The sequence below is a fragment of the Xanthomonas sp. NCPPB 1067 genome, assembly GCF_020783795.1.
Lineage (GTDB): Bacteria > Pseudomonadota > Gammaproteobacteria > Xanthomonadales > Xanthomonadaceae > Xanthomonas > Xanthomonas melonis.
Genome location: NZ_JAJGQG010000002.1, coordinates 275,890 through 299,824 on the forward strand (window position 1 = coordinate 275,890; position 23,935 = coordinate 299,824).

Here is a 23,935-nt window from a genome sequence, read left to right on the forward strand (position 1 = left end):
CTCCAACAGGACACCCCCGATGACACAACGGAAAGGCATCATTCTGGCAGGCGGCTCCGGCACCCGCCTGTATCCAATTACCAAGGGCGTCAGCAAGCAGCTGCTGCCGGTTTACGACAAGCCGATGATCTATTACCCGCTCAGCGTGCTGATGCTCGCGGGTATCCGGGACATTCTGATCATCAACACGCCGCACGAGCAGGCGCTGTTCCAGTCGCTGCTGGGCGAGGGTTCACAATGGGGAATCAACATCCGTTATGCAGTGCAGCCCTCCCCGGATGGTCTAGCCCAGGCTTATCTGATCGGTCGCGAGTTCGTCGATGGTAAGCCTAGCTGTCTGGTACTCGGCGACAACATCTTCCACGGCCATGGCCTGACCGACACATTGAGGCGCGCGGATGCACGCGATCGGGGCGCCACTATCTTCGGCTATTGGGTCAACGATCCGCAGCGCTACGGAGTTGCCGAGTTCGACAGGCATGGAAAAGTGATCGATATCGCCGAAAAACCCGCGCATCCACGCTCCAACTACGCAGTCACCGGGTTGTATTTCTACGATGAAATGGCCAGTGACTATGCTGCATCGTTGCAGCCTTCATCGCGTGGCGAACTTGAGATCACCGATCTCAATCGATGTTACCTGGACTCGGGCGATCTGCATTTGGAGCAATTGGGTCGAGGCTATGCCTGGCTGGACACGGGAACGCATCAATCATTGCACGAGGCCTCCAATTTCATTGAGACGATACAGACACGGCAGGGCCTGCAGGTCTGTTGCCCGGAGGAAGTGGCCTTTGGACAAGGATGGATCGATGCCGGTCAGCTGGAACGTCTCGCTGCGCCGCTGTTGAAGAATGGGTACGGGCAATATCTTCATTCACTCGCTAAACGCGGAGTTGTTTCTTGAAAGTGATACATACAGGGTTGCCAGGCTGCCTGCTGATCGAGCCGGCGGTGTTTGACGATGGACGAGGACATTTCTTCGAGAGCTGGAATGCCGAGCGATTTGCTATGCAAGGGCTTCCTGTCAGTTTCGTCCAAAGCAATGTCTCAAGCTCATCGAAGGGGGTTCTCCGCGGCCTTCACTATCAATGGCCGCGTCCGCAAGGGAAGCTGGTCAGCGTGCTGGACGGCGAGGTCTATGACGTCGCCGTCGATATTCGGCGGGGCTCTCCGCACTTTGGGCAATGGGTGGCCGCAGTGCTGAGTGCAGAGAACAAACGACAGTTTTGGATCCCTGAGGGCTTTGCTCACGGGTTCGCGGTGCTGTCCGAACGTGCGGTCTTCAGTTATCTGTGCACGGATGTGTACGTCAAGGAAGCCGATGCAAGCGTGCGTTGGGACGACGCAGCGATCGGCATCGATTGGCCGATCAGCGATCCGGTGCTCTCGGCCAAGGATGCCGAAGCGCCATTCCTGTCGGACTTGCCAGTCGAGCGTCTGCCGATATTTGCACCATGACGGCGTTGGTACTGGGAGCCAGTGGACAGGTCGGCACGGAATTGCTGCGGGCATTGGCAGGCGATGGCCCGATCCTGGCCACCACCCGCAGTGGTCGATTGCTGGACGGTGCCGCGTGTGAGGTCGCCGACTTCGACGCGCCGCAAAGTCTAGGGGCCTTGCTGGATCGGCTTGCGCCAACTCGCGTCGTCAACGCAGCCGCCTACACCGCCGTCGATCGTGCCGAGCAGGAGCGCGATGCGGCATTCCGCGCCAACGCCGAGGCGCCAGCGGTCATTGCGCAATGGTGCGCGCGTGCCGGTGTGCCGCTGGTCCATTACTCGACCGACTATGTGTTCGATGGGCAGGGCACGCGTCCTTATCGGCCGGACGACGCCACCGCGCCGCTCGGCGTGTACGGGCAGAGCAAACTGGCCGGCGAACAGGCGGTGCAGGCGGCCGGCGGTCGGCATCTGATCTTCCGCACTGCCTGGGTCTACGCCGCGCACGGACACAACTTCCTGCGCACGATGCTGCGCGTGGGAGCCGAGCGCGACGTGCTGCGCGTGGTCGCCGATCAGATCGGCACGCCGACCCCGGCGGCGTTGATCGCCGACATCACCGCGCATGCGCTGCGCCAACCGGGCGAACCTTCCGGCGTGTGGCATCTGACCGCTGCCGGGCAGACCAGCTGGCACGGTTTCGCCGAAGCCATCTTTGCCCAAGCGCGCGCGCGCGGCCTGATCGCACGCGCGCCGCGCGTGGAAGCGATCGCCACCGCCGACTATCCCACGCCGGCCACGCGCCCGGCCTATTCGCGGTTGGATACCCAGAGCCTGCAGGACACCTTCGGCGTCCGCCTTCCCGACTGGCAGGACGGACTGAGCCAGGTGCTGGACACGCTCGCCCAGGATTGAGCGTCTTCAGTGGTGTCATGGCCCGATGCGGCTTCAGCACCGACTCATAGCTTGCCTCTCGCTTCGGCTACCATCGGGACTGGTCCACGCCAGGCCGGCGAGCTGCTCCATGCAGCTCGTGGCCGACGTGGATGTGCCGCCGAAGCGGGCGCGTCGCGCGATGCACGGGCTGGATGCGTGCATCCGTGTGCACCGCGTTGCATCGGTCGGCACCGTGCAGTTCTCGCGTGTCCCCCAGCGGCGCGGCGGCCCATAGCGGGCTCGGCCGCGCCGGCATCACGCCAGGATCTGCGCGCAGCGCGCTGCTTCCTCCCCCCACCCAAAATCGCAAGGAATTCCAATGAAGATCGCTGTCGCGGGTACTGGCTATGTCGGCCTGTCCAATGGCGTGCTGCTCGCCAAGCGCCATGAAGTCGTGGCGCTGGACATCGTCGAGGCCAAGGTCAAGCTGCTCAACGAAGGCCGCTCGCCGATCGTCGACAAGGAGCTCGAGGCTGCGCTGGCCGAGGGCGGCCTGAACTTCAAGGCCACGCTGGATGCCAACGAGGCGTTCGCCGGCGCCGAGTTCGTGATCATCGCCACCCCCACCGACTATGATCCGGACACCAATTACTTCAACACCGGCTCGATCGAGGTGGTGATCGCCAAGGTGCTGGAGATCAACCCGCAGGCGACGATGGTCATCAAGTCGACCATCCCGGTCGGCTACGTCGCCAAGCTGCGCGCGCAGTTCGGCACCGACAACATCATCTTTTCGCCGGAATTCCTGCGCGAAGGCCGGGCGTTGTACGACAACCTGTACCCGTCCCGGATCATCGTCGGCGAGCGTTCGGCGCGTGCGGAAACCTTCGCGCGCTTGTTGCAGGAAGGCGCGCTCAAGCCCGACGTGCCGGTGCTGTTCACCGAGCCGACCGAGGCCGAGGCGATCAAGCTGTTCGCCAACACCTATCTGGCGATGCGGGTGTCCTACTTCAACGAACTGGATACCTACGCGCTTACCCACGGGTTGGACAGCCGCCAGATCATCGAAGGCATCTGCCTGGATCCGCGCATCGGCAGCCACTACAACAATCCCTCGTTCGGCTACGGCGGTTACTGCCTGCCCAAGGACACCAAGCAGCTGCTGGCCAACTATCAGAGCGTGCCGCAGAACATCATTCGGGCAATCGTCGATTCCAACACCACGCGCAAGGATTTCATCGCCGCCGACGTACTGCGGCGCCATCCCAAGGTGGTTGGCATCTATCGCCTGATCATGAAGGCCGGTTCGGACAATTTCCGCTCGTCCAGTATCCAGGGGGTGATGAAGCGTCTCAAGGCCAAGGGCGTGGAAGTCATCGTGTACGAACCCACCCTGAGCGATCCGGAGTTCTTCCGCTCGCGCGTGGTCAACGACCTGGCTGCGTTCAAGCGCGAGGCCGACGTCATCATCAGCAACCGCATGGCCGAGGCGTTGCAGGACGTGCAGGACAAGGTCTATACGCGCGATCTGTTCGGCGACAACTGAGCGGGGCAGCCGCTGGGCGCGGGCGGGTGGCGGTGCCACTCGTCCATGCCATGCATCAGGCAGCACCCGATGCGGCGCTGTTTGGGCCCCTCGGCGAGCGTCGATTGCATTCGGCCGGTATCAAATGCGGGCGCTGCAGCGGCGTCGCCCGCACGCACGGGTGTGCGATGCAGCCAACGCAGGCAGGCGCCCTCTGGTCTGCAGACGCGTGGCGTGTTGCGATCCGAGTAAGCCGCGTACAACGCAAGACGGCGGCCATTGGCCGCCGTCGATCTTGCCGTCTACCTCGAGTGCGCAATCAGGCGCGGCCGTAGGTGTCCTCGAAACGCACGATGTCGTCTTCGCCCAGATAACTGCCGGACTGCACTTCGATCAGTTCCAGCGGCAGCTTGCCCGGGTTGCGCAGGCGGTGGGTGACGCCGAGCGGAATGTAGGTGCTCTGGTTTTCGGTCAGCAGCAACACTTCTTCGCCGCGCGTGACTTCTGCAGTGCCACTGACGACGATCCAATGTTCGGCGCGGTGATGATGCATCTGCAGGCTGAGCACGGCGCCCGGCTTGACGGTGATGCGCTTGACCTGGTGACGCTGGCCCATGTCGATCGAGTCGTAAGCGCCCCACGGACGGTAGACCTTGCGGTGCCAGGTCGCCTCGGAGCGGCCGTCGGTCTTGATCCGCCCGACCACGTCCTTGACCTCCTGGATGCGATCGCGGTGACCGACCAGCACAGCATCCGGCGTCTCGACCACCACCACGTCCTCCAGGCCGACCATGGCGATCAGCCGCGAGCCATAGGCGTAGGTGTTGCGGCAATCCAGCTGGATCACGTCGCCATGATGCGCATTGCCCTGGGCATCCTGTTCGGACACATCCAGCAGCGACGACCACGAGCCGACATCGTTCCAGCCTGCATCCAGCGGCACGACGACCGCGTCGGCGGTCTTTTCCATCACCGCGTAGTCGATCGAGTCCGACGGGCTGGCCCCGAACGCGTCCTTGTCCAGGCGGGTGAAGTCGGCATCGCGCTTGCCATTCTGCCAGGCCTGCTGGCAGGCATCGGCAATGGCCGGATGGAACTTGCGCAATTCTTCCAGGTAGCGCGAGGCACGGAACAGGAACATGCCGCTGTTCCAGTAGTACTCGCCGCTGGCCAGGTAGCTCTGTGCGGTGGCCAGGTCGGGTTTCTCGACGAAGCGATCGACCGCGCTGACACCAGCGCCCGCACCGGCCTTGATGTAGCCGTAGCCCGTCTCGGGTGCGGTCGGCTTGATGCCGAAGGTGACCAACTTGCCCTGCGCTGCCGCTTCAGCAGCAACTTTCACCCCGGCTTGAAAGGCGGCCTCGTTGCCGATCACGTGATCCGACGGCAGCACCAACAGCAACGGGTCGGCGCCATCGCGGGTGGCTTCCAGCGCGGCAACCGCGATGGCGGGGGCAGTATTGCGGCCCTTGGGTTCGAGCAGGATGGCCGATGGCTTCACGCCCAGCTGCTGCAATTGCTCGGCGGCCATGAAGCGGTGTTCTTCGTTGGCGACCACGATGGGGGCATGGCCGGCGACGGGAGCAGCGCGCAGCCAGGTGGACTGCAGCATGCTCTTGTCACCGATCAGGGGCAGGAACTGCTTGGGATAGGATTCGCGCGACAGCGGCCACAGGCGCGTGCCGGAACCGCCGGACAGGATGATGGGTAGGACGTCGCTCATGGGCGGGGGAGACTCCAAAGTGCGTCTATGGGTGGGAGAGAGGTAAATCAACCGCGCAGCAGATCGGAAATCTCTTGCGTGCGGCTTTCCAGCAGTGCGGCATCGCCGCGCGTTTCCACGTTCAGACGCAGCAGCGGCTCGGTATTGGAGCTGCGCAGGTTGAAGCGCCATTGGCCGAAATCGGCACTGATGCCGTCGGTGTAGTCCAGTTCCGGCGACAGGTGCGCGTAATGCTCCATCACGCGGGCCACCGAGGCCTTGGCATCGGCCACCTTGAAATTGATCTCGCCGCTGCAGGGGAATTTCTGCATGCGTGCTTCGACCAGGTCCGCCAGCGAGCGGCCGGACTGCGATACCAGCTCGGCGATCAACAACCAGGGAATCATTCCCGAGTCGGCGTAGGCGAACTCGCGGAAGTAATGGTGCGCACTCATCTCGCCGCCGTAGACAGCGTTCTCGCTGCGCATCTTTTCCTTGATGAAGGCATGCCCGCTCTTGCACAGCACCGGAATGCCGCCGGCTTCCTCGACCTGCTCCACGGTGTTCCAGGTCAGACGCGGGTCGTGCACGACCTTGCCGCCCGGCTGCTTGGCCAGGATGGCCTGGGCCAGCAGGCCGACCAGATAGTAGCCTTCGATGAAGCGGCCGGTGTGGTCGAAGAAGAAACAGCGATCGAAGTCGCCGTCCCAGGCGATACCGAAGTCCGCGCCATGGTCCTTGACCGCCTTGGCGGTGGCATCGCGGTTTTCCGGCAGCAGCGGGTTGGGAATGCCGTTGGGGAAGTTGCCATCGGGCTCGTGGAAAACGCGCACGAACTCGAACGGCAGGTGTGGGGCGAGCAGGTCCACGATCAGGCCGGCGCCGCCGTTGCCGGCGTTGACCACCAGCTTGAGCGGCTTGAGCGTGCTGCGGTCCACGTAGCTGAGCAGGTGCTCCAGATACGCGGTCTTGTCGGTGCGGCTGTGCTCGGCAGCGGTGGGCTCGCCTGCAGCAGCAGTGTCGGCCGCGACCGTGTCGCGGATGGCGAACAGGCCGGTATCGGAGCTGATCGGTCGCGCCTGTTCACGCACCAGCTTCATGCCATTGTAGTCCATCGGGTTGTGGCTGGCGGTGACCATCACGCCGCCGGCGGCCTTGAGGTGATCGGTCTGGAAATAGACCTCCTCGGTGCCACACAGGCCGATGTCGATCACCTCGCGGCCGCTGGCACGCAGGCCGGCAGACAGGGCTTCCTGCAGTGCCGGGCTCGCCAGGCGCACATCGTGGCCCAGGACCACGGGCCCTTGATCCAGCTGCGCCGCCAGTGCCACGCCGATGCGGCGGGCCAAGTCCTCGTTGAGTTCATCCGGCACGCGGCCGCGAATATCGTAGGCCTTGAAGGCGGGTAGCGTCATGGGCAATTCCTCGGGTGGGGGACAGCCGAGTTTAGCGGCTGCGCCGTGTCTTGGGTGTGGCGGAACTGCGACCGAGGACAGGGAACAGTCAGCGGCTAGAATGCCCGCTTCGCATCAGCGAGGTGAGGGCGGTGATGAACCAAGTTGCAAGGGGGGCGGGCGCCAAGCGCTATGCCGATGCCAAGGCGGCGCTGGCCGGCGTGGTGGCCGATGGACAAACGCTGGCAGTTGGCGGCTTCGGGCTGTGCGGCATTCCGGAAGCCTTGATCACTGCGCTGCGCGACAGCGCAGTGAGCGGCCTGACGGTGATTTCCAACAATGCAGGCGTGGATGGCTTCGGCCTGGGGCAACTGCTGGCGACCCGCCAGATCCGCAAGATGATTTCGTCCTACGTGGGCGAGAACAAGGAATTCGAACGCCAATATCTGGCCGGCGAACTCGAGCTGGAATTCAATCCGCAGGGCACGCTGGCCGAGCGCCTGCGTGCGGGCGGTGCGGGCATTCCCGCGTTCTACACTGCCACCGGCTACGGCACCATCGTGGCCGACGGCAAGGAAACGCGTGAGTTCGATGGCAAGCATTATGTGCTGGAAACCGCGCTGCAAGCCGATGTCGCGCTGGTCAAGGCGTGGCGGGCCGACACCGCCGGCAACCTGGTATTCCGCAAGACCGCGCGTAACTTCAACCCGGCCTGCGCGATGGCCGGGCGGGTCTGCGTTGCCGAGGTCGAAGAGATCGTGGAGCTGGGCGCGATCGATCCGGATCAGGTGCATCTGCCCGGCATCTATGTCGATCGACTGGTGCTCAACGCCACGCCGGAAAAACGCATCGAACAGCGCACCGTGCGCAAGGGAGACAACTGATGGCCTGGACCCGCGATCAGATGGCCGCCCGTGCGGCACGTGAATTGACCGATGGTGCCTATGTCAACCTGGGGATCGGCCTGCCGACCCTGGTCGCCAACCACATCCCTGATGGCGTGGATGTCTGGTTGCAGTCTGAAAATGGCTTGCTCGGCATCGGCCCATTCCCGACCGAGGATGACGTCGATGCAGACCTGATCAATGCTGGCAAGCAGACCGTCACTGCGCGTGCGGGCGCCAGCTATTTCGGCAGCCACGATTCGTTCGCGATGATCCGCGGCGGTCACATCGACCTGGCCATTCTCGGCGCGATGCAGGTCACCGACCGCGGCGATCTGGCCAACTGGATGGTGCCCGGCAAGATGGTCAAGGGCATGGGCGGGGCGATGGACCTGGTGGCCGGCGTCAAGCGCGTGGTGGTGCTGATGGAACACGTTGCCAAGGACGGCAGCCACAAGATCCTGCGCGAATGCGACCTGCCGCTGACCGGCGTCGGCGTGGTGGACCGCATCATCACCGACCTGGCGGTGTTCGATGTCACCGCTGACGGATTGGTGCTGGTGGAGGCTGCCGATGGGGTGGAGCTGTCCGAGCTACGCACCAAGACCGGCGTGGTTTTTATTGAGGCAAGTATCTGAAGGATGTTTTGCCTTGCCTGTAGAGATTGGTCGTCATACGACGACCAATCCTTATCAATGCCATGCACTTGAGAAGTTATTGCGATTCGGGCTGCCTTCCGGACAGGACCTGCTCCAAGACTGCTAGCGCCGCGTTGCGGCCAAAGTGTGTCTCGATGTTGCGTAAGCCGTTGGCGGATAGCCGTTGCCACAGGTTCGCGTCGGTTTGGAGCTTGGCTACCGCCACTGCAAATTGTTCAGGCGTATTGGCAAGTAGCACATCATGACCGTCCGTCAGGTGCATGCCCTCCGCCGCGATGGAAGTCGCAATTACCGGAAGCCCGTAGCTCATGGCGCTGTTGACCTTGCCTTTGACGCCCGCACCGGCTCGTAACGGAGCTAACGCAGCCAGAGAGGATTCCATTACCTCACGTAAGTCATCTATGCGGCCGTGCACCTTCACACCTTCCAGCTCGTCGCGAGGAAGTTGGTCTTTCGGCATATCGCCCACCAAGTGCAGCACCGAGTCCGGAAGGTGGCGACGCACCTCGGGCATGATGCTTTTCAAAAGCCACAATACGGCGTCGCGGTTGGGGGAATGGCCAAAGCCGCCGACGAACAATAGCCCGCTTCTCTGAGCATGCGTTGCTTCGCAGCCCTGGATCTCATGGATGTTCGAGAGTACATGGATACTGGCGTCGGGAACCGCAGAGTGAAGGATCTGTAATTCGGCAGCGCTGACCACAAGGGTGTGATCAGCAGCGCGAGCAAAGCGCAGCTCCTGTCGACGCGAGGCGTGGGCTTTGCGAAGTAGAAAACGATCTCCCGACAGCCGTGCTTCTCGCTCCAGTCGAACGAAATGTAAGTCGACCGTATCGAAAACCAGTACGGCTTGCGGTGCGAATGCACGTATCAGCGACCAATTCGCTCGTGCAACATCGGGCCGGGAAACGACGACTGCATTCAGTCGAGCGCCGTGAACTTTCATCCACTGAGGCAAGGGGTGTGCTCCAGCGATTCCGACGAGGGTTACGCCGAGCTTGTGCAGTTGCTCGACTTCGTCCAGGGTTGCATGGCCGCTGTTTGGAAAGAAGGCAACACGACGACCCAGGCTACGGATCAGCATCAGCATGCCAAGCATGCGCACAGAACCTGAATCGCGCCGCGGATCCGGCATCATCGCATCAAGGATAAGGATATCCGACGACAAATTCTGAGTGCTGGCTGATGCGTGCACTGGGCGGTACGACTTCGCACCCGTGACTTCGGAACGGGCCTTAATCTGCGCAAGCGTTTTAAGGACTCCCCCATGGACCAAGCTGCGTACCCCACCGCGCAGCGTTCTGAGCAGCCTTCTAGCCTTCCAGTCCAGCAGTGCGGCCAGTTTGCTGTTCACAGGTTCTGGTAGTTCGGGCCCGAACCACCCTCCGGGGTGACCCAGTTGATGATTTCGTACGGGTCCTTGATGTCGCAGGTCTTGCAGTGCACGCAGTTGGCGGCGTTGATCTGCAGCCGCTTGCCGGATGGGCTGGTGGTGTCTGCGACCATTTCATACACGTTCGCGGGGCAGAAACGGGTACAGGGGTTGTCGTACTCCTGCACGCAGCGGGTGGCGCAGATGTCGGTATCCAGCACCTGCAGATGGACCGGCTGGTCTTCGTCGTGTTCGGTGGCGGCGAAGTACACCGCCTGCAGGCGGTCGCGCGGCGCCAGTTCGCGGGTGCCGTAGTCGCGTTTGGGTTGTTCGTAGTCGCCGATCTTGCGCAACGCAGACCAGTCGGGCTTGTTCTTCAGTGTCCATGGCGAGGCGCCCTTGAGCGCGGTTTCCCAGGCGGCGTTGAGCAGGCCGAACCATAGTCCCTTCTTGAAGCCGGGCTTGATGTTGCGCACCTGCTTCAGCTCGGCCATTGCATCGGAGGCGCGCAGCTTGGCGTCGAAGCCCTGCGGGGCCAGCTGCGACTGCGCCAGATGTTCGGCGGCCAGCATGCCGCTGCGGATCGCCTGATGGGTGCCCTTGATCTTGGGCACATTGAGCAGGCCGGCGGTGTCGCCGATCAGCAGGGCGCCGGGCATTTCCGTTTTCGGCAGCGATTGCCAGCCGCCGGTGACGATGGCGCGCGCGCCGGCGGACAGGATGTTGCCGCCCTCCAGCAGCGGTTTGATCAGCGGATGGTTCTTCCACTGCTGGAAGGCTTCCCAGGGCTGGTACTTCGGATCGCTGTAGTCCAGCCCGCTGACATAGCCCAGCGCGATCTGGTCGTTGTCCAGGTGATACAGGAAGCTGCCGCCGTAGGTGCGGTTGTCGGCCGGCCAGCCCAGCGTGTGTACGATCTTGCCCGGGCTGACGCGGCCTTCGGGGACCTGCCACAGCTCCTTGATGCCGATCGAATACCCTTGCGGGTCGCTGTCGGCGGTGAGGTCGAAGCGCTTGAGCAGGCGCTTGGTCAGGTGGCCGCGCGCGCCTTCGGCCAGCACGGTGACCTTGGCGCGGATGTCGATGCCGGCGGTGTAGCCAGGCTTGTGCGAGCCGTCTTTTGCGATGCCCATGTCGCCGATGCGCACGCCCACCACCTGGCCACTGTCGTCGTGCAGCGTTTCGGCGGCGGCAAAGCCCGGGTAGATCTCCACGCCCAGTGCTTCGGCCTGCGGTGCCAGCCAGGCACACATCGCGCCCAGGCTGACGATGAAGTTGCCGTGGTTGCGCATGCCTGGCGGCACCATCGGGAACTTGCGCGCGCTGTCCTTGCCGAGGAACCAGAATTCGTCATCGGTGGCGGCCACGCAGATCGGCGGCGGGTTGTCGCGCCAGCCCGGCAATAGCGCGTCCAGGGGGGCAGGCTCGATCACCGCGCCGGACAGGATATGCGCGCCGATGGTGCTGGATTTCTCGATCACGCACACGCTCAGCTCGGGATTGAGCTGTTTGAGCCGGATCGCGAACGACAGCCCGGCCGGACCGGCACCGACGGTGACGACGTCGTACTCCATGACGTCACGCTCGACCGCCTCTGGCGCCTGTGCGCCGACTCCCGTTACCGACATTGCTCCGCTCCCGTTGGCTCGATGGCTGATGCGCATTTTCCGGGATTGCATGTGATGGCGGCAAATCGCCCCGATTCATCCGCGGGCGACGGCGTCGTCCGGCCGCACGTGCTAGCGTGCGGCGCATGAGCATTCGGGTCGTCTTGCCGGGAGCGGATATCAGGTGGACGCGCGGTTGGCTGCCGGCCGCGCAGGCCGATGCGCTGCTGCAGACCTTGCTGGCCCAGGTGCACTGGGAGGTACATCGCATCCGCATGTTCGGGCGGGTGGTGGATTCGCCGCGGCTCAGTAGCTGGATCGGCGATGCCGAGGCCAGCTACCGCTACTCGGGCACACGGTTCGCGCCGGAGCCGTGGCTGGACGCGTTGCAGCCGGTGCGTGCGCAGTTGCAGGCCGACACCGGGCACCGATTCAATAGCGTGCTGATCAACCGCTACCGTAGCGGCAGCGATGCGATGGGCTGGCATAGCGACGACGAGCCGGAGCTGGGCGCGCAGCCGTTGATCGCGTCGCTGAGTCTGGGCGCGCGGCGGCGGTTTGCGTTCAAACATCGCAACGATGCGTCGTTGAAGCAGATCCTGGAGCTGGGCCATGGCGATCTGCTGCTGATGGGTGGCGACACCCAGCGACACTACCGGCACGCCTTGCCGCGAACGGCGCGGCTGGTCGGGGAGCGGATCAATCTGACGTTTCGACAGGTCGCGCCTACTGCCGCGGGTTGAGGCCGTGGTGCATGGCGGGTGACGGATGGCCGGGGCTGGGTTGCGGAGAGGGCTTGTTTGCCCTGTTTGCCCTCATCCGGCGCTGCGCGCCACCTTCTCCCGCAGGCGGGAGAAGGGAGGCTGATCTTGCTCTACGCGAGAGGGGGGCTATCGAGCGCTGCGCGCCACCTTCTCCCGCGGGCGGGAGAAGGGAGGCTGATCTGGCTCTGCGCGAGGGGGACGGGGGCTATCGAGCGCTGTACGCCACCTTCTCCCGCGGGCGGGAGAAGGGAAGCTGGATCCGGTTCCGCGTGAGGAGGGGGCTCTCGAGCGGAATGCAGAATGGCGCGTTGGTGCAGACGGATGGCGCGTCGATATGGAACGACGCTTCGGTCTACGGCGTGCGCGGCAAGGAGGCGTTGTCCTGTTGCCCGGTCGTCAGCGTCCAACCGACCAGCTCGGTGGTCACCTGGGTCAGCGCCTGCTCGAACGCCGCCGCGACGGCGGCAGTCTCGGTGCCGCTGGAAGGGCGCGCGACCAGGAAGGTGCGCGAGGCGACCACGCGTTGATCGGCCGAATGCAGCAACTTGGCGTTGAGCTCGATCGTGGCCGACGGCAGCGACTGGCCGGCGTAATCGGATTCGAACCGGCGCAGATCGATCGCCAGTTTGTAATCGGAGCGAATGCCGGTGCCGATATGAGCCACCGCGGCGATCTTGCCGGAGTCCTCGAAGCCGCGCACCACGCTGTCTTCGAGCATGTCGGTGGCCGGCTGCGCCCAGCCTGCGCCGTGGTAGACCTGCAGTTCACCGGGAGTCGGGCGCACATTGATGCGTGGGCTGTCGATGACGCGCGCGGCGCTGGGTTTGGCCACCACCAGCTGCCAGCTCACCTGTGGCCAGTCGGGGTTGGGTGTCACGCGCACGGTGGGCGCGTAGATGGTGGCCGGCTTCTTGTCGCCGCCGGTCAGCACCGAGCAGCCGCCCAACGCCAGCAACGACATGCACAACAAGGGACGCAACAGGCGCATGGCAGTCATTTCGGTTCGAACTCCTTGGGTGCGTCGCGGCCGAGCAGGTAGCGCGCAGGGTTGTTGTCCAGTTTGTCGCTGACCCGGCGCAGGTCGCGGATCAGGCCGCGCAATTCGGTCAGCGTGGGACCGAGCTGGCCCAGGCCGTCGGTGGCGAAGCTGTTGATGGCGGCGCGATTCTCGCCAAGGATGTTGTCGGCGTTGCCGGCGGCCGAATTCAGCTTGACCAGGGTGGCGTCGAGCTTCTCCAGGATGCCCGGCAACTGCTGTACCAGGTTCTGGTCCAGCCGTTTGATGGTGCCGTTGGTGGTGGTCAGGGTGGTGTCGAGATTGCGCGCGGCATCGCGCGCGCTGACGATCAGCGCCTGCATGCCCTCGTCGCGATCGGCGATGCCACCGCTGATCTTTTCCAGGTTCTGCAGCGTGGCCGAGATGCTGGCCACGTTCTTGTCCGACAGCATCTGATCCATGCGTTCGACGATGCGGTTGGCGGTATCGGTGATGTTCTGCAGCGCCGATGGCGTGGTCTGGATGATCGGCGCATCGCTCTTGTCGATGGTGGTCAGCGACGGCGCCTCGGGCGTGCCGCCGGAGAGCTGGATGATCGACGGGCCGGTGAGGCTGGTGATGGCCAGCTTGGCGCGGGTGTCGCTCTTGATCGGGGTGGTGGAATTGACCCGCACATGCGCGACCACCTGGCGCGGGTCGTTCGGCGCCAGGGTCAGTTCGGTGATCGAGCCCACCGCGATGCCGTTGTATTGCACCGGGCTCCCCACCGACAGGCCGGTGACCGCCTCGCGGAACACCACCCGGTACTGCTGCCAGGTGCGGTCGGAGGAATACTTGGCGGCCCACAGCCCGAACAGCAGCAGGGCCAGGCCGGCCACGATGGTGAAGGCGCCGATCAGGACGTAATTGGCTTTGGTTTCCATGCTCAGGCGGTCTCGGTGGAGTCGGTCTTGGCCGCGCGCGCGGCGCGCGCGCGCGGACCGTGGAAATAGTCCTGGATCCAGGGGTGGTCGATTCGCTCGACCTCGGCCAGCGGCGCGTTGGCGATCACCTTGCGATCGGCCAGCACCGCAATGCGGTCACAGATGGCATACAGCGTATCCAGGTCATGGGTGATCAGGAACACGGTCAAACCCAGTGCCTGCTGCAGGGTGCGGATCAAACGGTCGAAGGCGGCCGCGCCGATCGGATCCAGCCCGGCGGTGGGTTCGTCCAGAAACAGCAGGGGCGGATCCAGCGCCAGGGCACGCGCCAGACCGGCGCGCTTGCGCATGCCGCCGGACAGCTGCGAGGGCAGCTTGTCCAGCGCATCGGCCGGCAAACCCGCCAGTTTGATCTTCAGCAGCGCCAGCTCGAAGTACCAGCGCTCCGGGAATTCGCCATGGTGTTCCTTCAGTGGCACCTGCACGTTCTCGCCGACGGTCATCGACGAGAACAGCGCGCCATCCTGGAACAGCACGCCGGTATTGCGGGTGATGTGCTGGCGGTCGGCGAAGCGACCCGAGCGCGCATCCGCGCCCAGCACCTGGATGCTGCCGGCGTCGGGTTCGCGCAGGCCCAGGATGCTGCGCATCAACACCGACTTGCCGGTGCCCGAGCCGCCGACCACGCCGAGGATCTCGCCGCGGCGCACGTCCAGGTCCAGGTCCTCGTGCACGGTCTGGCTGCCGAAACGGTTGGTGAGCCCGCGCACGGAGATCGCCAGCTGGTCGTCGTCGGCGTCCGGGCCGGGATTGGGGAGTGGGGATTGGGGATTGGTCAAAGCACTTTTCTCCCGAATGCCAGTGCAAGCGCTTTGCGCCTGCTCTGCCCGAATCCCGAATCCCGAATGTCGAATCCCGGCCCCATCACCACCCCATCTTCATGAACCACAACGCCGCGATCGCGTCGAGGATGATGACCAAGGAAATCGTCTGTACCACCGAGGAGGTGGTGCGTTCGCCCACCGATTGCGCGGTGCCGCTGACCTTCAGGCCTTCCAGGCAGCCGATCAGGCCGATCACCAGTGCGAACAGTGGCGCCTTGGACAGGCCGACCAGGAAATGCCGCAGCTGGATCGTTTCGTGCATGCGCGCCAGATACATCTGTGGCGGGATGTCCAGGTCGAACGCGCCCACGGTGACGCCACCAGCCAGGCCGGCGATCATCGCGATGAAGGTCAGCAGCGGCAGGGTCAGGATCAGCGCCAGCAGGCGTGGAATCACCAGCAGGTCGATCGGGTCCAGGCCCAGGGTGCGGATGGCGTCGACTTCCTCGCGCGATTTCATCGCGCCGATCTGTGCGGTGAACGCGCTGGCGGTGCGCCCGGCAAGCACGATCGCGGTGAGCAGGACGGCGAATTCGCGCAGGAAGGCGATGCTCACCAGCTCCACCACATAGATCTCCGCGCCGAAGTCGCGCAGGATGGTCGAGCCCAGGAATGCGATCACCGCGCCCACCAGATACGACAGCAGCACCACCAGCGGCACCGCATCCAGGCCCACCTGCTCCATGTGGTGCACGGTGGAGGTCAGGCGGAAACGGCGCGGCTCGTGGATCAGCCGCATGATCTTGACCAGGTTCTCGCCCAGGAAACTGTTGAGCTCCAGGATGTCCTGTCCGACGCCGTGGGTGGCCCGACCCAGGCGGTCCAGCGCCGCGACGAAGCCGTAGTCGCGCTTGGGTTTGGGGCGTTCGTCGTTGAGTTCCTCGATCGTGCACACCAGGGCCTGGTGCTCGTCGCGGAAATCGATGGCATCTTCCTTCAGCCCCATGCGGCCGGCGAAGCGCAATAGCTGCAGGACGCCGGCCGAATCCAGTTGCCCGATCTCGCGAGCGTCGATGCGGCGCACCCCGTCAGGCACGGCCTGCAGCAGTTCTGCCTGGGGCAGGGCGGTCGCCAGGACCCAACTGCCGCCAAGGCGCACCTGGGTCTGATCCTGCGGGTCTTGTTCGAGGCGGGGAGGTTGCGGTTTGATCATGAGTGGCCTGTCCGTGGCGTCAGCATACAGGGACGATGTGAGCGAAAGATGGGGGCGCGATCGAAACGGTCGGCGACGAGGACGCCGACGGCAGGCGCCGCGGCATACACTGGCGCTCTCGCCAGACGGCGTCCTACCGCTCCGACCCGCCACGCATGTCCGCTGCCACCGTCGTTCTCCCGTCCGCCAGCGCTACCTATGCCCAGCGAGTGGCCTTCGTTTCGGAAATCGCCGGGCGCCTGCATTCCTACGGCACGACGGCACAGCGGCTGGAGGCGGCGGTGGTCGGTCTGTCGCAGAAGCTGGGCCTGGACTGTGAGCCCTGGTCCAACCCGACCGGGATCATCCTGAGTTTCAGCGACCCGACCAAGGCGATCGGGTCCAGCGACATCACCCGGGTGATCCGGCTGGCTCCCGGCGAGAACGATCTCTACAAGCTCAGCGTGGCCGACTACGTGGCAGACAGCGTGGCCAACGGGCGCATGAGCATCGCGCAGGGGCACACCGCCTTGCGCCGGCTGGACCGCGAGGTCGATCGACGCGGCAAGGCCTTGCAGGTACTGGCCTTCGGCCTGGCCGCCGCCGGGGTGGCCGGGCTGTGGAAGCTGCCGTGGCTGGATATCTCCACGGCGGGCGGCATCGGGGTATCGATCGGCCTGCTCACCCAGTACACCGACCGGCGACCGGCCACCAAGGAGGCCGGCGAGGCGCTGGCCGGCCTGCTGGCCGGCGTGGTGGCGGCGACGGTCGCTGCGCTGCTCGGGCCGCTCAATCTCAACACGGTGATCATCGCCTCGCTGGTGGTGCTGCTGCCGGGCATGTCGCTGACCAATGCCTTCAACGAGCTGGCCAGCCAGCACTGGGTCTCGGGCACCGCGCGCCTGGCCGGGGCGGTGACCACGGTGCTCAAGCTGACGGTGGGCGCGGTGATTGCGGTGACCTTGACCCACCTGGTCGGGCTGCATCCGCAGGTGGCGGCCCTGCGGCCCCAGGCCGGCTGGGTGGAATGGGCCTCGCTGCTGGTGGCGGCCTATGCATTCGCGGTGTTGTTCAAGGCCAACCGGCGCGATTATCTGTGGATCATGGCTGCGGCGATGTCCGGTTATGTCATTGCGCGTTATGCAGGGCATGCCTGGGGCGGGCCGGCGGGAGTCTTCGCCTCTGCCATGACATTGACCGCCGCCGGCAATCTGTTCGGACGGGTAGTGCAACGGCCGGGCGCATTGATCCGGTTGCCGGGCATCATCATGCTGGTTCCCGGTAGCGTCAGTCTGAGAGGATTTCTGACGTTGGTGCAGCAACAGGACGTCAGCGTCGGACAAGCCGCATTGCTGGCGGTCACAAATATCGTGATGGCATTGATGGCCGGATTGCTGTTCGGCAATCTGTTGATTCCGGCCCGCAAGAATTTATGAGGGTAGAACAGCGCTCAATAAAAAACGCCGGCAATACCGGCGTTTTTATTGGAGACGGATCAGGCGGCCTTGGCTTTCTTGGTGGCGCGCTTGGTGGACGCCTTGCGTGCCGAGGCCTTTTTGGCCGGCGCCTTCTTCGCAGCGCCGCCCGTCTTGCTGATCAGAAAGTCTTCCACTTTCTTGCCGGCGGCGGTCAATTCGGCCAGCCAGCGCGGCTGCTTGCCGCGGCCGGTCCAGGTGTCCTGCGGGTTGGCCGGATTGCGGTACTTCGGCGCCACCTTGCCCAGCTTGCGGCCGGCACGCGGACCCGGCTTGCCGGCAGCAGCCGGGCGACCCGGGCCAGCACCGGCGGCGCTACCGAACAATTCCTCGATGGAATAACCCTGCGCCTTGGCGGCGCGGGTCAGCTGCGAGCGGACCTTGGCGATCGGGGCGCGCCTGGCGACCACGGTATGCTGCTTCTTTGCATTCTTGATCAGTGCCGCCAATTGCTTGGCCGACAGGCCGGTGAGATCGATCGACATCACTACTCCGGAAGATGAGAGAGAAAAGAATGCCGATCCGTGGCAATGGCGGCCATCATAATGTCAGAAAACCGGTATGACAAATGCGCCAGAATAATCTGGCGCATCGCGTTCATCCGATCGGGATGGGCTCGATCGGTTATCAGCGCCCCAAGCGGGAGAATAATCCGGCCTTATCCAGATTTTCCGCGGCATCGGCGGTACGCGCGCGATATTCAAATGTTCCGGCGGCCAGTCCGCGTTCGGAGACCACGACCCGATGCGGAATGCCCAATAGTTCCATATCGGCGAACATCGCGCCGGGGCGCAGGCCGCGATCGTCCAATACGGCATCGATGCCGGCGGCGGTCAGTTCGTCCAGCAGCGCCTGGGCGGCCGCGACCACCTGTGCATCCTGCTTGGGGTTGATCACGCACACTGCGACCTGCCAGGGCGCCATCGGCGCGGGCCAGACGATGCCGGCGTCGTCGTGGTTCTGCTCGATCGCCGCGGCCACGATGCGCGAGATACCGATGCCGTAGCAGCCCATCTTCATCACCGCCACCTTGCCACTCTCGTCGATGACGGTGGCCTGCAAGGCCTGAGCGTACTGGCTGCCCAACTGGAACACGTGGCCGACCTCGATCCCGCGGGCCAGGCGTAGCTCGCCGCCGTCGGCGGCGCGCTCGCCTTCGACCACGTTGCGCACATCGGCCACGGTTTCCGGTTCCGGCAGGTCGCGGCCCCAGTTGACGCCGGCCAGATGGGCGCCCGCCACGTTGGCGCCGACGACGAAATCGGCCATCGCCGCGACATCGCGGTCGGCGACCACGCGGACCGGGCGTGCGGTGTTCACCGGCCCCAGGAAGCCGGCCTCGCAGCCAAGGTGGTCGCGAATCTCGGTCTCATTGGCCAGGCGGTAGTCGGCCAGGCCGGCCACCTTGGCCAGCTTGATCTCGTTGACGGCATGGTCGCCGCGCACCAGAACCAGCACGAAGCCGGCCGGGGTCATCACTGCCACCGACTTGACCGTACGCTGCAGTGTGATGCCCAACAACTGGGCGACATCCTCGCAGGTCTTCTGGGTGGGCGTGGCGACCTGATGCATGGCCTGCCCGGCCTGCGGACGCGGGCCGGGCAGGGCGGCGCTGGCGGTTTCCACGTTGGCCGCGTAATCGGACCCGGTGGAGAACGCCAGCGAGTCTTCGCCCGAGGCGGCAATGACATGGAATTCCTGCGAGGCGTCGCCGCCGATGGCGCCGGAATCGGCCTGCACCGCGCGGAACTCCAGCCCCAGGCGGGTGAAGATGCGGGTGTAGGCCGCCTTCATGTTCTCGTACTCGCGGGCCATGTCCGCATCGGTGAGATGGAACGAATAGGCGTCCTTCATCAGGAACTCGCGCGCACGCATCACGCCGAAGCGCGGGCGGATCTCATCGCGGAATTTGGTCTGGATCTGATAGAAGTTCAGCGGCAGCTGCTTGTAGCTGTTGATCTCCTGGCGCGCGTATTCGGCCGCGGCCTCCTCGGCGGTGGGGCTGTAGCAGAACTCCTGCTCCTTGCGGTCCTTGATCTTGAGCAGCTGCCCGCCGAACTTTTCCCAGCGCCCGGTGGCGTCCCAGAGTTCGCGCGGCTGGATGGTGGGGAACAGCACCTCCACCGCGCCGGCGCGGTTCATTTCCTCGCGCACGATGGCCTCGACCTTGCGCAGGACGCGCAGGCCCAGCGGCGACCAGGTGTACAGCCCGGAAGCCAGCTTGCGGATCATGCCCGCGCGCAGCATCAGACGGTGGCTGACCAGCTCGGCGTCGGCCGGGGTTTCCTTGGTGGTGTGCAGGTGAAACTGGGAAAGACGCATCGGGCTTCGCTTGGGCGGAAAACCCGTAGTTTGCCAGTGTCCCGCCCTGCCGGTCATCGGCGGCGCTGCAATGCCACCCTGCCCGAAGGCAGGACGGGCGCGTCAGGTCCAGATCACCGGCGTTGCAGGCCGGCGGCATCGCGCCGGGCGGCCGCCGGCGCTGCGGCGCTTCCGAACTCAGGTGGCCGGTGCGCCGGTCGTGGCCGGCTTGCAGTACGCCTTGACCGCGGCATCGGCCAGATTGCGCTGGGCGGCACGGGTCTGCGGGTCCAGCACGGCGCCGGGTTTGCCGTCGGCGCCGGCGGCCATGGAGACCTCGCCCTTGCCGCTGAGCAGCTCCAGGTTACGGCGTGCGGTCAGGCACTCGGCCGATTCGGGGGTGGCGGCCTCGGGAGCGGCGACGGTGGCGGTGCCGTTGCGTGCGTCGATCCGGCGCGCTTCATAGCGCTGGCCGGTGGGCGGCGGGGTTTCGGTGTAGTGGGTCACGCCCTTGGCGTCCTTCCACTTGTATAGATCGGTGGCGCCGGCGGCGGCGCTGACCAGCATCAGCAGGGCGCAGAGCCCGGACGACAGGTGCATATGGCTTCCCCTGGATGATTCCCGCCGCGATTGCAGCATCCGTGGCCCGCCCTGGCAAGCGATCGCAGGGCGGGGCAGCGCGCTACCCCCGAACGGACCTCAGGCCCTACACTTGGCGGATGGATGAAATGAGACCGCCTCCGCGCTCGCGCACGATCTACCTGCTGCCGAACCTGTTCACCACGGCCGGGCTGTTTTCCGGGTTCTACGCCATCATCGCCGCCGCCAATGGCCAGTTCGTGCAGGCGGCCATGGCGGTATTCGTGGCAGCGGTGATGGACGGGTTGGACGGCCGGGTGGCGCGCCTGACCAATACCAGCAGCGAATTCGGCGTGCAGTACGACTCGCTGGCCGATCTGGTCAGCTTCGGCATGGCGCCGGCACTGGTGATGTATCACTGGTCGCTGTCGGCGCTGAAGTACGACAGCAGCGTCATGGGCCGGGTCGGCTGGTCGGCCGCCTTCCTGTATGCGGCGTGCGCTGCGTTGCGGCTGGCGCGCTTCAACACCCAGGTCGGGGTGGTCGACAAGCGCTGGTTCATCGGCCTGGCCAGTCCTGCAGCGGCCGGCCTGATGATGTCCTTCGTGTGGGCATTTGCCGACGACAGCCTGGGGTTCGATGGCGAACAGCTGCGTTATGTGGCGCTGGCGGTCACCGTGGTCGCGGCGTTGTTGATGGTCAGCCGGATCCGCTTCTGGAGTTTCAAGGGCGGTGCCCGCGGGCCGCGTGCCGATCGGGTGCCGTTCCTGGCGTTGGCCATCGCCACGGTGGTGATCGCGCTGCTGGTGATCGATCTGGCGCGCGCCTTGTTGGTGATCGGCGTGCTGTATGCGGCGTCCGGCCCGGCGATGTGGCTGTGGCGGCGCTGGCGACGCGTTCCCGAGCTGCCATGAGCGAGCCGGCGCACATGCCGATATGGTCCGACCTGCAGGTGTCGTGCCTGCAGGCGATGGGACATACGGTGTATCTGGACCGCGACACCGTCGAGACGCTGCCGGCCGTGGTGGAGATGGTCCAGGACACGCCTGCCGCCGCACCGGCACGTGCGCCGCATGCTGCGCAACCGGCAGCGCCGGAGGTGACGCCTGCGGTACGTCGACAGGCGCCTGCCCCGGCGCTGCCGCCTGTGCCAGCCACCTCCGCCGTCCCCGTGCGCCGCGGACGCGTGGGACTGCCGGACCGCCTGCAGATGGCGTTGCTGCGGGCATCGGGCTGCAACCCGGGCGATCCGGCCACCCAGACCTTGATGGCATCCTGGCCGCTGTCCGAGTTGCGTGGCAACCCGGCCGCCAAACGTGCGCTCTGGCCGCAGTTGCGCGCGCTGCGGCGTCGCCAAGGCCCGGCGTGAGCGCAATGAACGCCCCGTTGCCCACCTCGCTGCGCGCGATGCGCGAGGGCGATCTGGACGTGGTGATGGAAATCGAGCAGCGTGCCTATCCGTTTCCCTGGACCCGCAGCATTTTTCGCGACTGCCTGCAGGCCGGGTATCCGGGCTGGGTGATGGAGCAGGCAGGCCGGATCATCGGCTACGGAGTGATCAGCGTCGCGGCCGACGAGGCGCACGTGCTCAATGTCTGCATCGCACCGGAAGCGCAGTCGCAAGGATATGGGCGGGTGCTGTTGCGCGCGCTGATCAAGGGCGCCTGCGATCGCGGTGCGCGCCGCGCGTTCCTGGAGGTGCGCCCCTCCAATCCCTCGGCGATTGCGCTCTATCACTCCGAGGGCTTCAATGAAATCGGGCGACGCCCGCGCTACTACCCCTCCCACACCGGGCGCGAAGATGCACTGGTGATGGCGATCGAGCTGTTCTTCGAAGGCTATTCCTGAGCCTTGCAGCGGCGCGCCGATCGCGCCGCCGAGCACCGTGAATCACTGCTGCCTACGACCGCATGGGCGGCCGGGCATCCGCATGCAGGCGCACTGCCAGCGGCAACCGATTGCACTGCTGTGGCGTTTGCTCGCTGGCGCAACGTGGCCAAGTTCGCATGCTGCATTGCAGTGTCCATGACCTTGTCTTGATGTGTCCTCACTCCTGCGATTTGTCTTCTTGCACGTGTCCCGCAACCGTTTGCGTGACTGTGCGTGCACATCTATGCATTGCCTAGATACAAGCGATTGCGATGCTCCTACTATCGGTCCATCGGAACTGAACATTACATAGATGAAAAGTACGTTCCGATTCTGAGAGACGAGGCATGCGCTGCTGCGCGGCGCATCGAACCCACTGAGGGAGACACCAAGATGAAGTCGAAATTTTCGACGGCGGCCGCTGCGTCGCTGTTTGCCGGGTCGTTGCTGCTGACCGGCGTCGCAAGTGCCGATCCGGCGCTGGAAGTGGCGACCACCGGTTGGGCCACACAGAACGGCGGCACCAAGGGCGGCTCGAAAGCGGCAGCCGCCAACATCTATACGGTCAAGAACGCGGCAGAGCTGAAGAACGCCTTGAAGGCCAGCGTTGGCAGCAATGGGCGCATCATCAAGATCAGCGGCATCATCGACATCAGCGAGGGCAAGCCTTACACCAAGACCTCGGACATGAAGTCGCGTGCGCGGCTGGACATCCCGACCAAGACCACCTTGATCGGCATCACCAGCAACGCGGAGATTCGCGAAGGCTATCTGTACGTCAAGGCCAACGACGTCATCATCCGCAACCTCACCATCGAAAACCCGTGGGATCCGGAGCCGGTCTGGGATGCCGACGACGGCGACAACGGCAACTGGAACGCCGAGTACGATGGCCTGACCGTGGAAGGCGCCAGCAACGTGTGGGTGGACCATGTCACCTTCACCGATGGCCGCCGCACCGACGACCAGAACGGCACCGCCAACGGCCGTCCCAAGCAGCACCACGACGGCGCGATGGACGTCAAGAAAGGCGCCAACTTCGTCACCGTCTCCTATTCGGCGTTCAAGTCGCACGAGAAGAACGATCTGATCGGCTCCAGCGACAGCGCCTCCAGCACCGACAGCGGCAAGCTCAAGGTGACCATCCACAACACCTTGTTCGAGAACATCTCCGCGCGCGCACCGCGGGTGCGCTTCGGCCAAGTGCATCTGTACAACAACTACCATGTGGGCAGCACCAGTCATAAGGTGTACCCGTTCTCGCATGCGCATGGCGTGGGCAAGGAATCGAAGATCTTCTCCGAGAACAATGCCTTCGACATCAGCGGCGTGAGCAATTGCGACAAGATCGCTGCCAATTACAAGGGCACGGTCTACCGCGACCAGGGCTCCCTGCTCAATGGCAAGGCGCTGAGCTGCTCGTGGAACAGCAACATCGGCTGGAAGCCGCCGTATACCTACAACCTGCTGCCGGCCAACAAGGTGGCTGCAGACGTCAAGGCCAAGGCTGGCGCCGGCAAGCTGTAACCGCCGCTCCACGCGACGCCGCG

23 protein-coding genes are annotated in these 23,935 nt (G+C 64.8%); 12 read left to right on the top strand and 11 right to left on the bottom strand.

Features of this window, described 5'->3' with window-relative positions:
• The first annotated feature begins 19 nt into the window (after positions 1 to 19).
• From rfbA to LL962_RS03035, 4 genes are all read left to right on the top strand, one after another.
• Positions 20 to 907 (top strand): glucose-1-phosphate thymidylyltransferase RfbA, encoded by an 888-nt coding sequence (gene rfbA / locus LL962_RS03020; RefSeq protein WP_228315842.1) that lies wholly within the window; start codon positions 20 to 22, stop codon positions 905 to 907.
• Positions 904 to 1,461 (top strand): dTDP-4-dehydrorhamnose 3,5-epimerase, encoded by a 558-nt coding sequence (gene rfbC, locus LL962_RS03025; RefSeq protein WP_228315843.1) that lies wholly within the window; start codon positions 904 to 906, stop codon positions 1,459 to 1,461. Before rfbA ends, rfbC begins: the two co-directional genes overlap by 4 nt.
• On the top strand, positions 1,458 to 2,357 hold the full coding sequence (gene rfbD / locus LL962_RS03030) for a dTDP-4-dehydrorhamnose reductase (RefSeq protein ID WP_228315844.1): 900 nt from the start codon (positions 1,458 to 1,460) through the stop codon (positions 2,355 to 2,357). The genes rfbC and rfbD overlap by 4 nt, the downstream gene beginning before the upstream one ends.
• Before the next feature lie 340 nt (positions 2,358 to 2,697).
• Positions 2,698 to 3,864, top strand: coding sequence for a nucleotide sugar dehydrogenase (locus tag LL962_RS03035; protein ID WP_104585073.1), 1,167 nt, complete (start codon positions 2,698 to 2,700; stop codon positions 3,862 to 3,864).
• Positions 3,865 to 4,162: 298 nt separating this feature from the next.
• On the opposite strand, the gene LL962_RS03040 is transcribed toward LL962_RS03035, so the two are convergent.
• Entirely contained in the window at positions 4,163 to 5,566 is a 1,404-nt protein-coding gene (locus LL962_RS03040; protein WP_104585070.1) for a mannose-1-phosphate guanylyltransferase/mannose-6-phosphate isomerase, read from the bottom strand.
• 47 nt (positions 5,567 to 5,613) lie between these two features.
• Positions 5,614 to 6,960: a phosphomannomutase gene (locus LL962_RS03045; RefSeq protein WP_228315845.1), complete on the bottom strand. Its 1,347-nt coding sequence runs from the start codon at positions 6,958 to 6,960 to the stop codon at positions 5,614 to 5,616.
• 134 nt (positions 6,961 to 7,094) lie between these two features.
• Between LL962_RS03045 and LL962_RS03050 the strand changes: the two genes are divergently transcribed.
• Positions 7,095 to 7,823, top strand: a complete 729-nt coding sequence (locus LL962_RS03050) for a CoA transferase subunit A (RefSeq protein ID WP_228315846.1) — start codon at positions 7,095 to 7,097, stop codon at positions 7,821 to 7,823.
• On the top strand, positions 7,823 to 8,461 hold the full coding sequence (locus LL962_RS03055) for a CoA transferase subunit B (protein WP_228315847.1): 639 nt from the start codon (positions 7,823 to 7,825) through the stop codon (positions 8,459 to 8,461). Before LL962_RS03050 ends, LL962_RS03055 begins: the two co-directional genes overlap by 1 nt.
• Before the next feature lie 76 nt (positions 8,462 to 8,537).
• Here LL962_RS03055 and LL962_RS03060 read toward each other — a convergent pair whose 3' ends face one another.
• Both LL962_RS03060 and LL962_RS03065 read right to left on the bottom strand, forming a co-directional pair.
• Complete coding sequence (locus LL962_RS03060) at positions 8,538 to 9,836, bottom strand: glycosyltransferase (protein ID WP_228315848.1); 1,299 nt, start codon at positions 9,834 to 9,836, stop codon at positions 8,538 to 8,540.
• Complete coding sequence (locus LL962_RS03065) at positions 9,833 to 11,482, bottom strand: electron transfer flavoprotein-ubiquinone oxidoreductase (RefSeq protein ID WP_228315849.1); 1,650 nt, start codon at positions 11,480 to 11,482, stop codon at positions 9,833 to 9,835. Before LL962_RS03065 ends, LL962_RS03060 begins: the two co-directional genes overlap by 4 nt.
• Positions 11,483 to 11,607: 125 nt before the next feature.
• Between LL962_RS03065 and LL962_RS03070 the strand changes: the two genes are divergently transcribed.
• Positions 11,608 to 12,204, top strand: a complete 597-nt coding sequence (locus LL962_RS03070) for an alpha-ketoglutarate-dependent dioxygenase AlkB family protein (protein WP_104585590.1) — start codon at positions 11,608 to 11,610, stop codon at positions 12,202 to 12,204.
• 373 nt (positions 12,205 to 12,577) lie between these two features.
• Here the strand turns inward: LL962_RS03070 and LL962_RS03075 are convergent, their stop codons facing one another.
• The 4 genes from LL962_RS03075 to LL962_RS03090 form a co-directional block, all read right to left on the bottom strand.
• Entirely contained in the window at positions 12,578 to 13,222 is a 645-nt protein-coding gene (locus LL962_RS03075) for an ABC-type transport auxiliary lipoprotein family protein (protein ID WP_104585058.1), read from the bottom strand.
• Positions 13,219 to 14,145: an MlaD family protein gene (locus LL962_RS03080; RefSeq protein ID WP_228315850.1), complete on the bottom strand. Its 927-nt coding sequence runs from the start codon at positions 14,143 to 14,145 to the stop codon at positions 13,219 to 13,221. The genes LL962_RS03075 and LL962_RS03080 overlap by 4 nt, the downstream gene beginning before the upstream one ends.
• Before the next feature lie 2 nt (positions 14,146 to 14,147).
• Entirely contained in the window at positions 14,148 to 14,984 is an 837-nt protein-coding gene (locus LL962_RS03085) for an ABC transporter ATP-binding protein (RefSeq protein WP_104585054.1), read from the bottom strand.
• Between the two features lie 85 nt (positions 14,985 to 15,069).
• Positions 15,070 to 16,182, bottom strand: coding sequence for an MlaE family ABC transporter permease (locus LL962_RS03090; protein ID WP_228315851.1), 1,113 nt, complete (start codon positions 16,180 to 16,182; stop codon positions 15,070 to 15,072).
• 155 nt (positions 16,183 to 16,337) lie between these two features.
• On the opposite strand from LL962_RS03090, the gene LL962_RS03095 reads away from it, so the two are divergent.
• Positions 16,338 to 17,597 carry a threonine/serine ThrE exporter family protein gene (locus tag LL962_RS03095; RefSeq protein ID WP_228315852.1) on the top strand — a complete coding sequence of 420 codons (1,260 nt, stop codon included), beginning with the start codon at positions 16,338 to 16,340 and terminating at the stop codon, positions 17,595 to 17,597.
• Between the two features lie 59 nt (positions 17,598 to 17,656).
• Here the strand turns inward: LL962_RS03095 and LL962_RS03100 are convergent, their stop codons facing one another.
• The 3 genes from LL962_RS03100 to LL962_RS03110 form a co-directional block, all read right to left on the bottom strand.
• Complete coding sequence (locus LL962_RS03100; RefSeq protein ID WP_104585048.1) at positions 17,657 to 18,121, bottom strand: H-NS histone family protein; 465 nt, start codon at positions 18,119 to 18,121, stop codon at positions 17,657 to 17,659.
• A gap of 142 nt (positions 18,122 to 18,263) precedes the next feature.
• Positions 18,264 to 19,958, bottom strand: a complete 1,695-nt coding sequence (locus LL962_RS03105) for a proline--tRNA ligase (RefSeq protein ID WP_228315853.1) — start codon at positions 19,956 to 19,958, stop codon at positions 18,264 to 18,266.
• 177 nt (positions 19,959 to 20,135) lie between these two features.
• Positions 20,136 to 20,537 (bottom strand): DUF4124 domain-containing protein, encoded by a 402-nt coding sequence (locus LL962_RS03110; protein WP_228315854.1) that lies wholly within the window; start codon positions 20,535 to 20,537, stop codon positions 20,136 to 20,138.
• Between the two features lie 119 nt (positions 20,538 to 20,656).
• Here LL962_RS03110 and pssA point away from each other — a divergent pair, with 119 nt between their 5' ends.
• From pssA to LL962_RS03130, 4 genes are all read left to right on the top strand, one after another.
• On the top strand, positions 20,657 to 21,430 hold the full coding sequence (gene pssA, locus LL962_RS03115; RefSeq protein WP_104585044.1) for a CDP-diacylglycerol--serine O-phosphatidyltransferase: 774 nt from the start codon (positions 20,657 to 20,659) through the stop codon (positions 21,428 to 21,430).
• On the top strand, positions 21,427 to 21,885 hold the full coding sequence (locus tag LL962_RS03120; RefSeq protein WP_228315855.1) for an alanine acetyltransferase: 459 nt from the start codon (positions 21,427 to 21,429) through the stop codon (positions 21,883 to 21,885). The genes pssA and LL962_RS03120 overlap by 4 nt, the downstream gene beginning before the upstream one ends.
• The gene (rimI, locus tag LL962_RS03125; RefSeq protein ID WP_208621380.1) at positions 21,882 to 22,364 is read left to right on the top strand and encodes a ribosomal protein S18-alanine N-acetyltransferase; all 483 of its coding nucleotides are present in this window, start codon (positions 21,882 to 21,884) and stop codon (positions 22,362 to 22,364) included. Before LL962_RS03120 ends, rimI begins: the two co-directional genes overlap by 4 nt.
• A gap of 414 nt (positions 22,365 to 22,778) precedes the next feature.
• Complete coding sequence (locus LL962_RS03130) at positions 22,779 to 23,912, top strand: pectate lyase family protein (RefSeq protein WP_228315856.1); 1,134 nt, start codon at positions 22,779 to 22,781, stop codon at positions 23,910 to 23,912.
• The last annotated feature ends 23 nt before the right edge of the window (positions 23,913 to 23,935 follow it).

Coding starts and splice junctions, on each gene's coding strand:
- LL962_RS03040 (WP_104585070.1), bottom strand. CDS start 5,566: ATGAGCGACGTCCTACCCATCATCCTGTCCGGCGGTTCCGGCACGCGC.
- LL962_RS03075 (WP_104585058.1), bottom strand. CDS start 13,222: ATGACTGCCATGCGCCTGTTGCGTCCCTTGTTGTGCATGTCGTTGCTG.
- LL962_RS03055 (WP_228315847.1), top strand. CDS start 7,823: ATGGCCTGGACCCGCGATCAGATGGCCGCCCGTGCGGCACGTGAATTG.
- LL962_RS03035 (WP_104585073.1), top strand. CDS start 2,698: ATGAAGATCGCTGTCGCGGGTACTGGCTATGTCGGCCTGTCCAATGGC.
- LL962_RS03095 (WP_228315852.1), top strand. CDS start 16,338: ATGTCCGCTGCCACCGTCGTTCTCCCGTCCGCCAGCGCTACCTATGCC.
- rfbA (WP_228315842.1), top strand. CDS start 20: ATGACACAACGGAAAGGCATCATTCTGGCAGGCGGCTCCGGCACCCGC.
- LL962_RS03105 (WP_228315853.1), bottom strand. CDS start 19,958: ATGCGTCTTTCCCAGTTTCACCTGCACACCACCAAGGAAACCCCGGCC.
- LL962_RS03080 (WP_228315850.1), bottom strand. CDS start 14,145: ATGGAAACCAAAGCCAATTACGTCCTGATCGGCGCCTTCACCATCGTG.
- LL962_RS03045 (WP_228315845.1), bottom strand. CDS start 6,960: ATGACGCTACCCGCCTTCAAGGCCTACGATATTCGCGGCCGCGTGCCG.
- LL962_RS03110 (WP_228315854.1), bottom strand. CDS start 20,537: ATGCACCTGTCGTCCGGGCTCTGCGCCCTGCTGATGCTGGTCAGCGCC.
- LL962_RS03090 (WP_228315851.1), bottom strand. CDS start 16,182: ATGATCAAACCGCAACCTCCCCGCCTCGAACAAGACCCGCAGGATCAG.
- LL962_RS03100 (WP_104585048.1), bottom strand. CDS start 18,121: ATGTCGATCGATCTCACCGGCCTGTCGGCCAAGCAATTGGCGGCACTG.
- pssA (WP_104585044.1), top strand. CDS start 20,657: ATGGATGAAATGAGACCGCCTCCGCGCTCGCGCACGATCTACCTGCTG.
- LL962_RS03050 (WP_228315846.1), top strand. CDS start 7,095: ATGAACCAAGTTGCAAGGGGGGCGGGCGCCAAGCGCTATGCCGATGCC.
- LL962_RS03130 (WP_228315856.1), top strand. CDS start 22,779: ATGAAGTCGAAATTTTCGACGGCGGCCGCTGCGTCGCTGTTTGCCGGG.
- LL962_RS03070 (WP_104585590.1), top strand. CDS start 11,608: ATGAGCATTCGGGTCGTCTTGCCGGGAGCGGATATCAGGTGGACGCGC.
- LL962_RS03065 (WP_228315849.1), bottom strand. CDS start 11,482: ATGTCGGTAACGGGAGTCGGCGCACAGGCGCCAGAGGCGGTCGAGCGT.
- rfbD (WP_228315844.1), top strand. CDS start 1,458: ATGACGGCGTTGGTACTGGGAGCCAGTGGACAGGTCGGCACGGAATTG.
- LL962_RS03120 (WP_228315855.1), top strand. CDS start 21,427: ATGAGCGAGCCGGCGCACATGCCGATATGGTCCGACCTGCAGGTGTCG.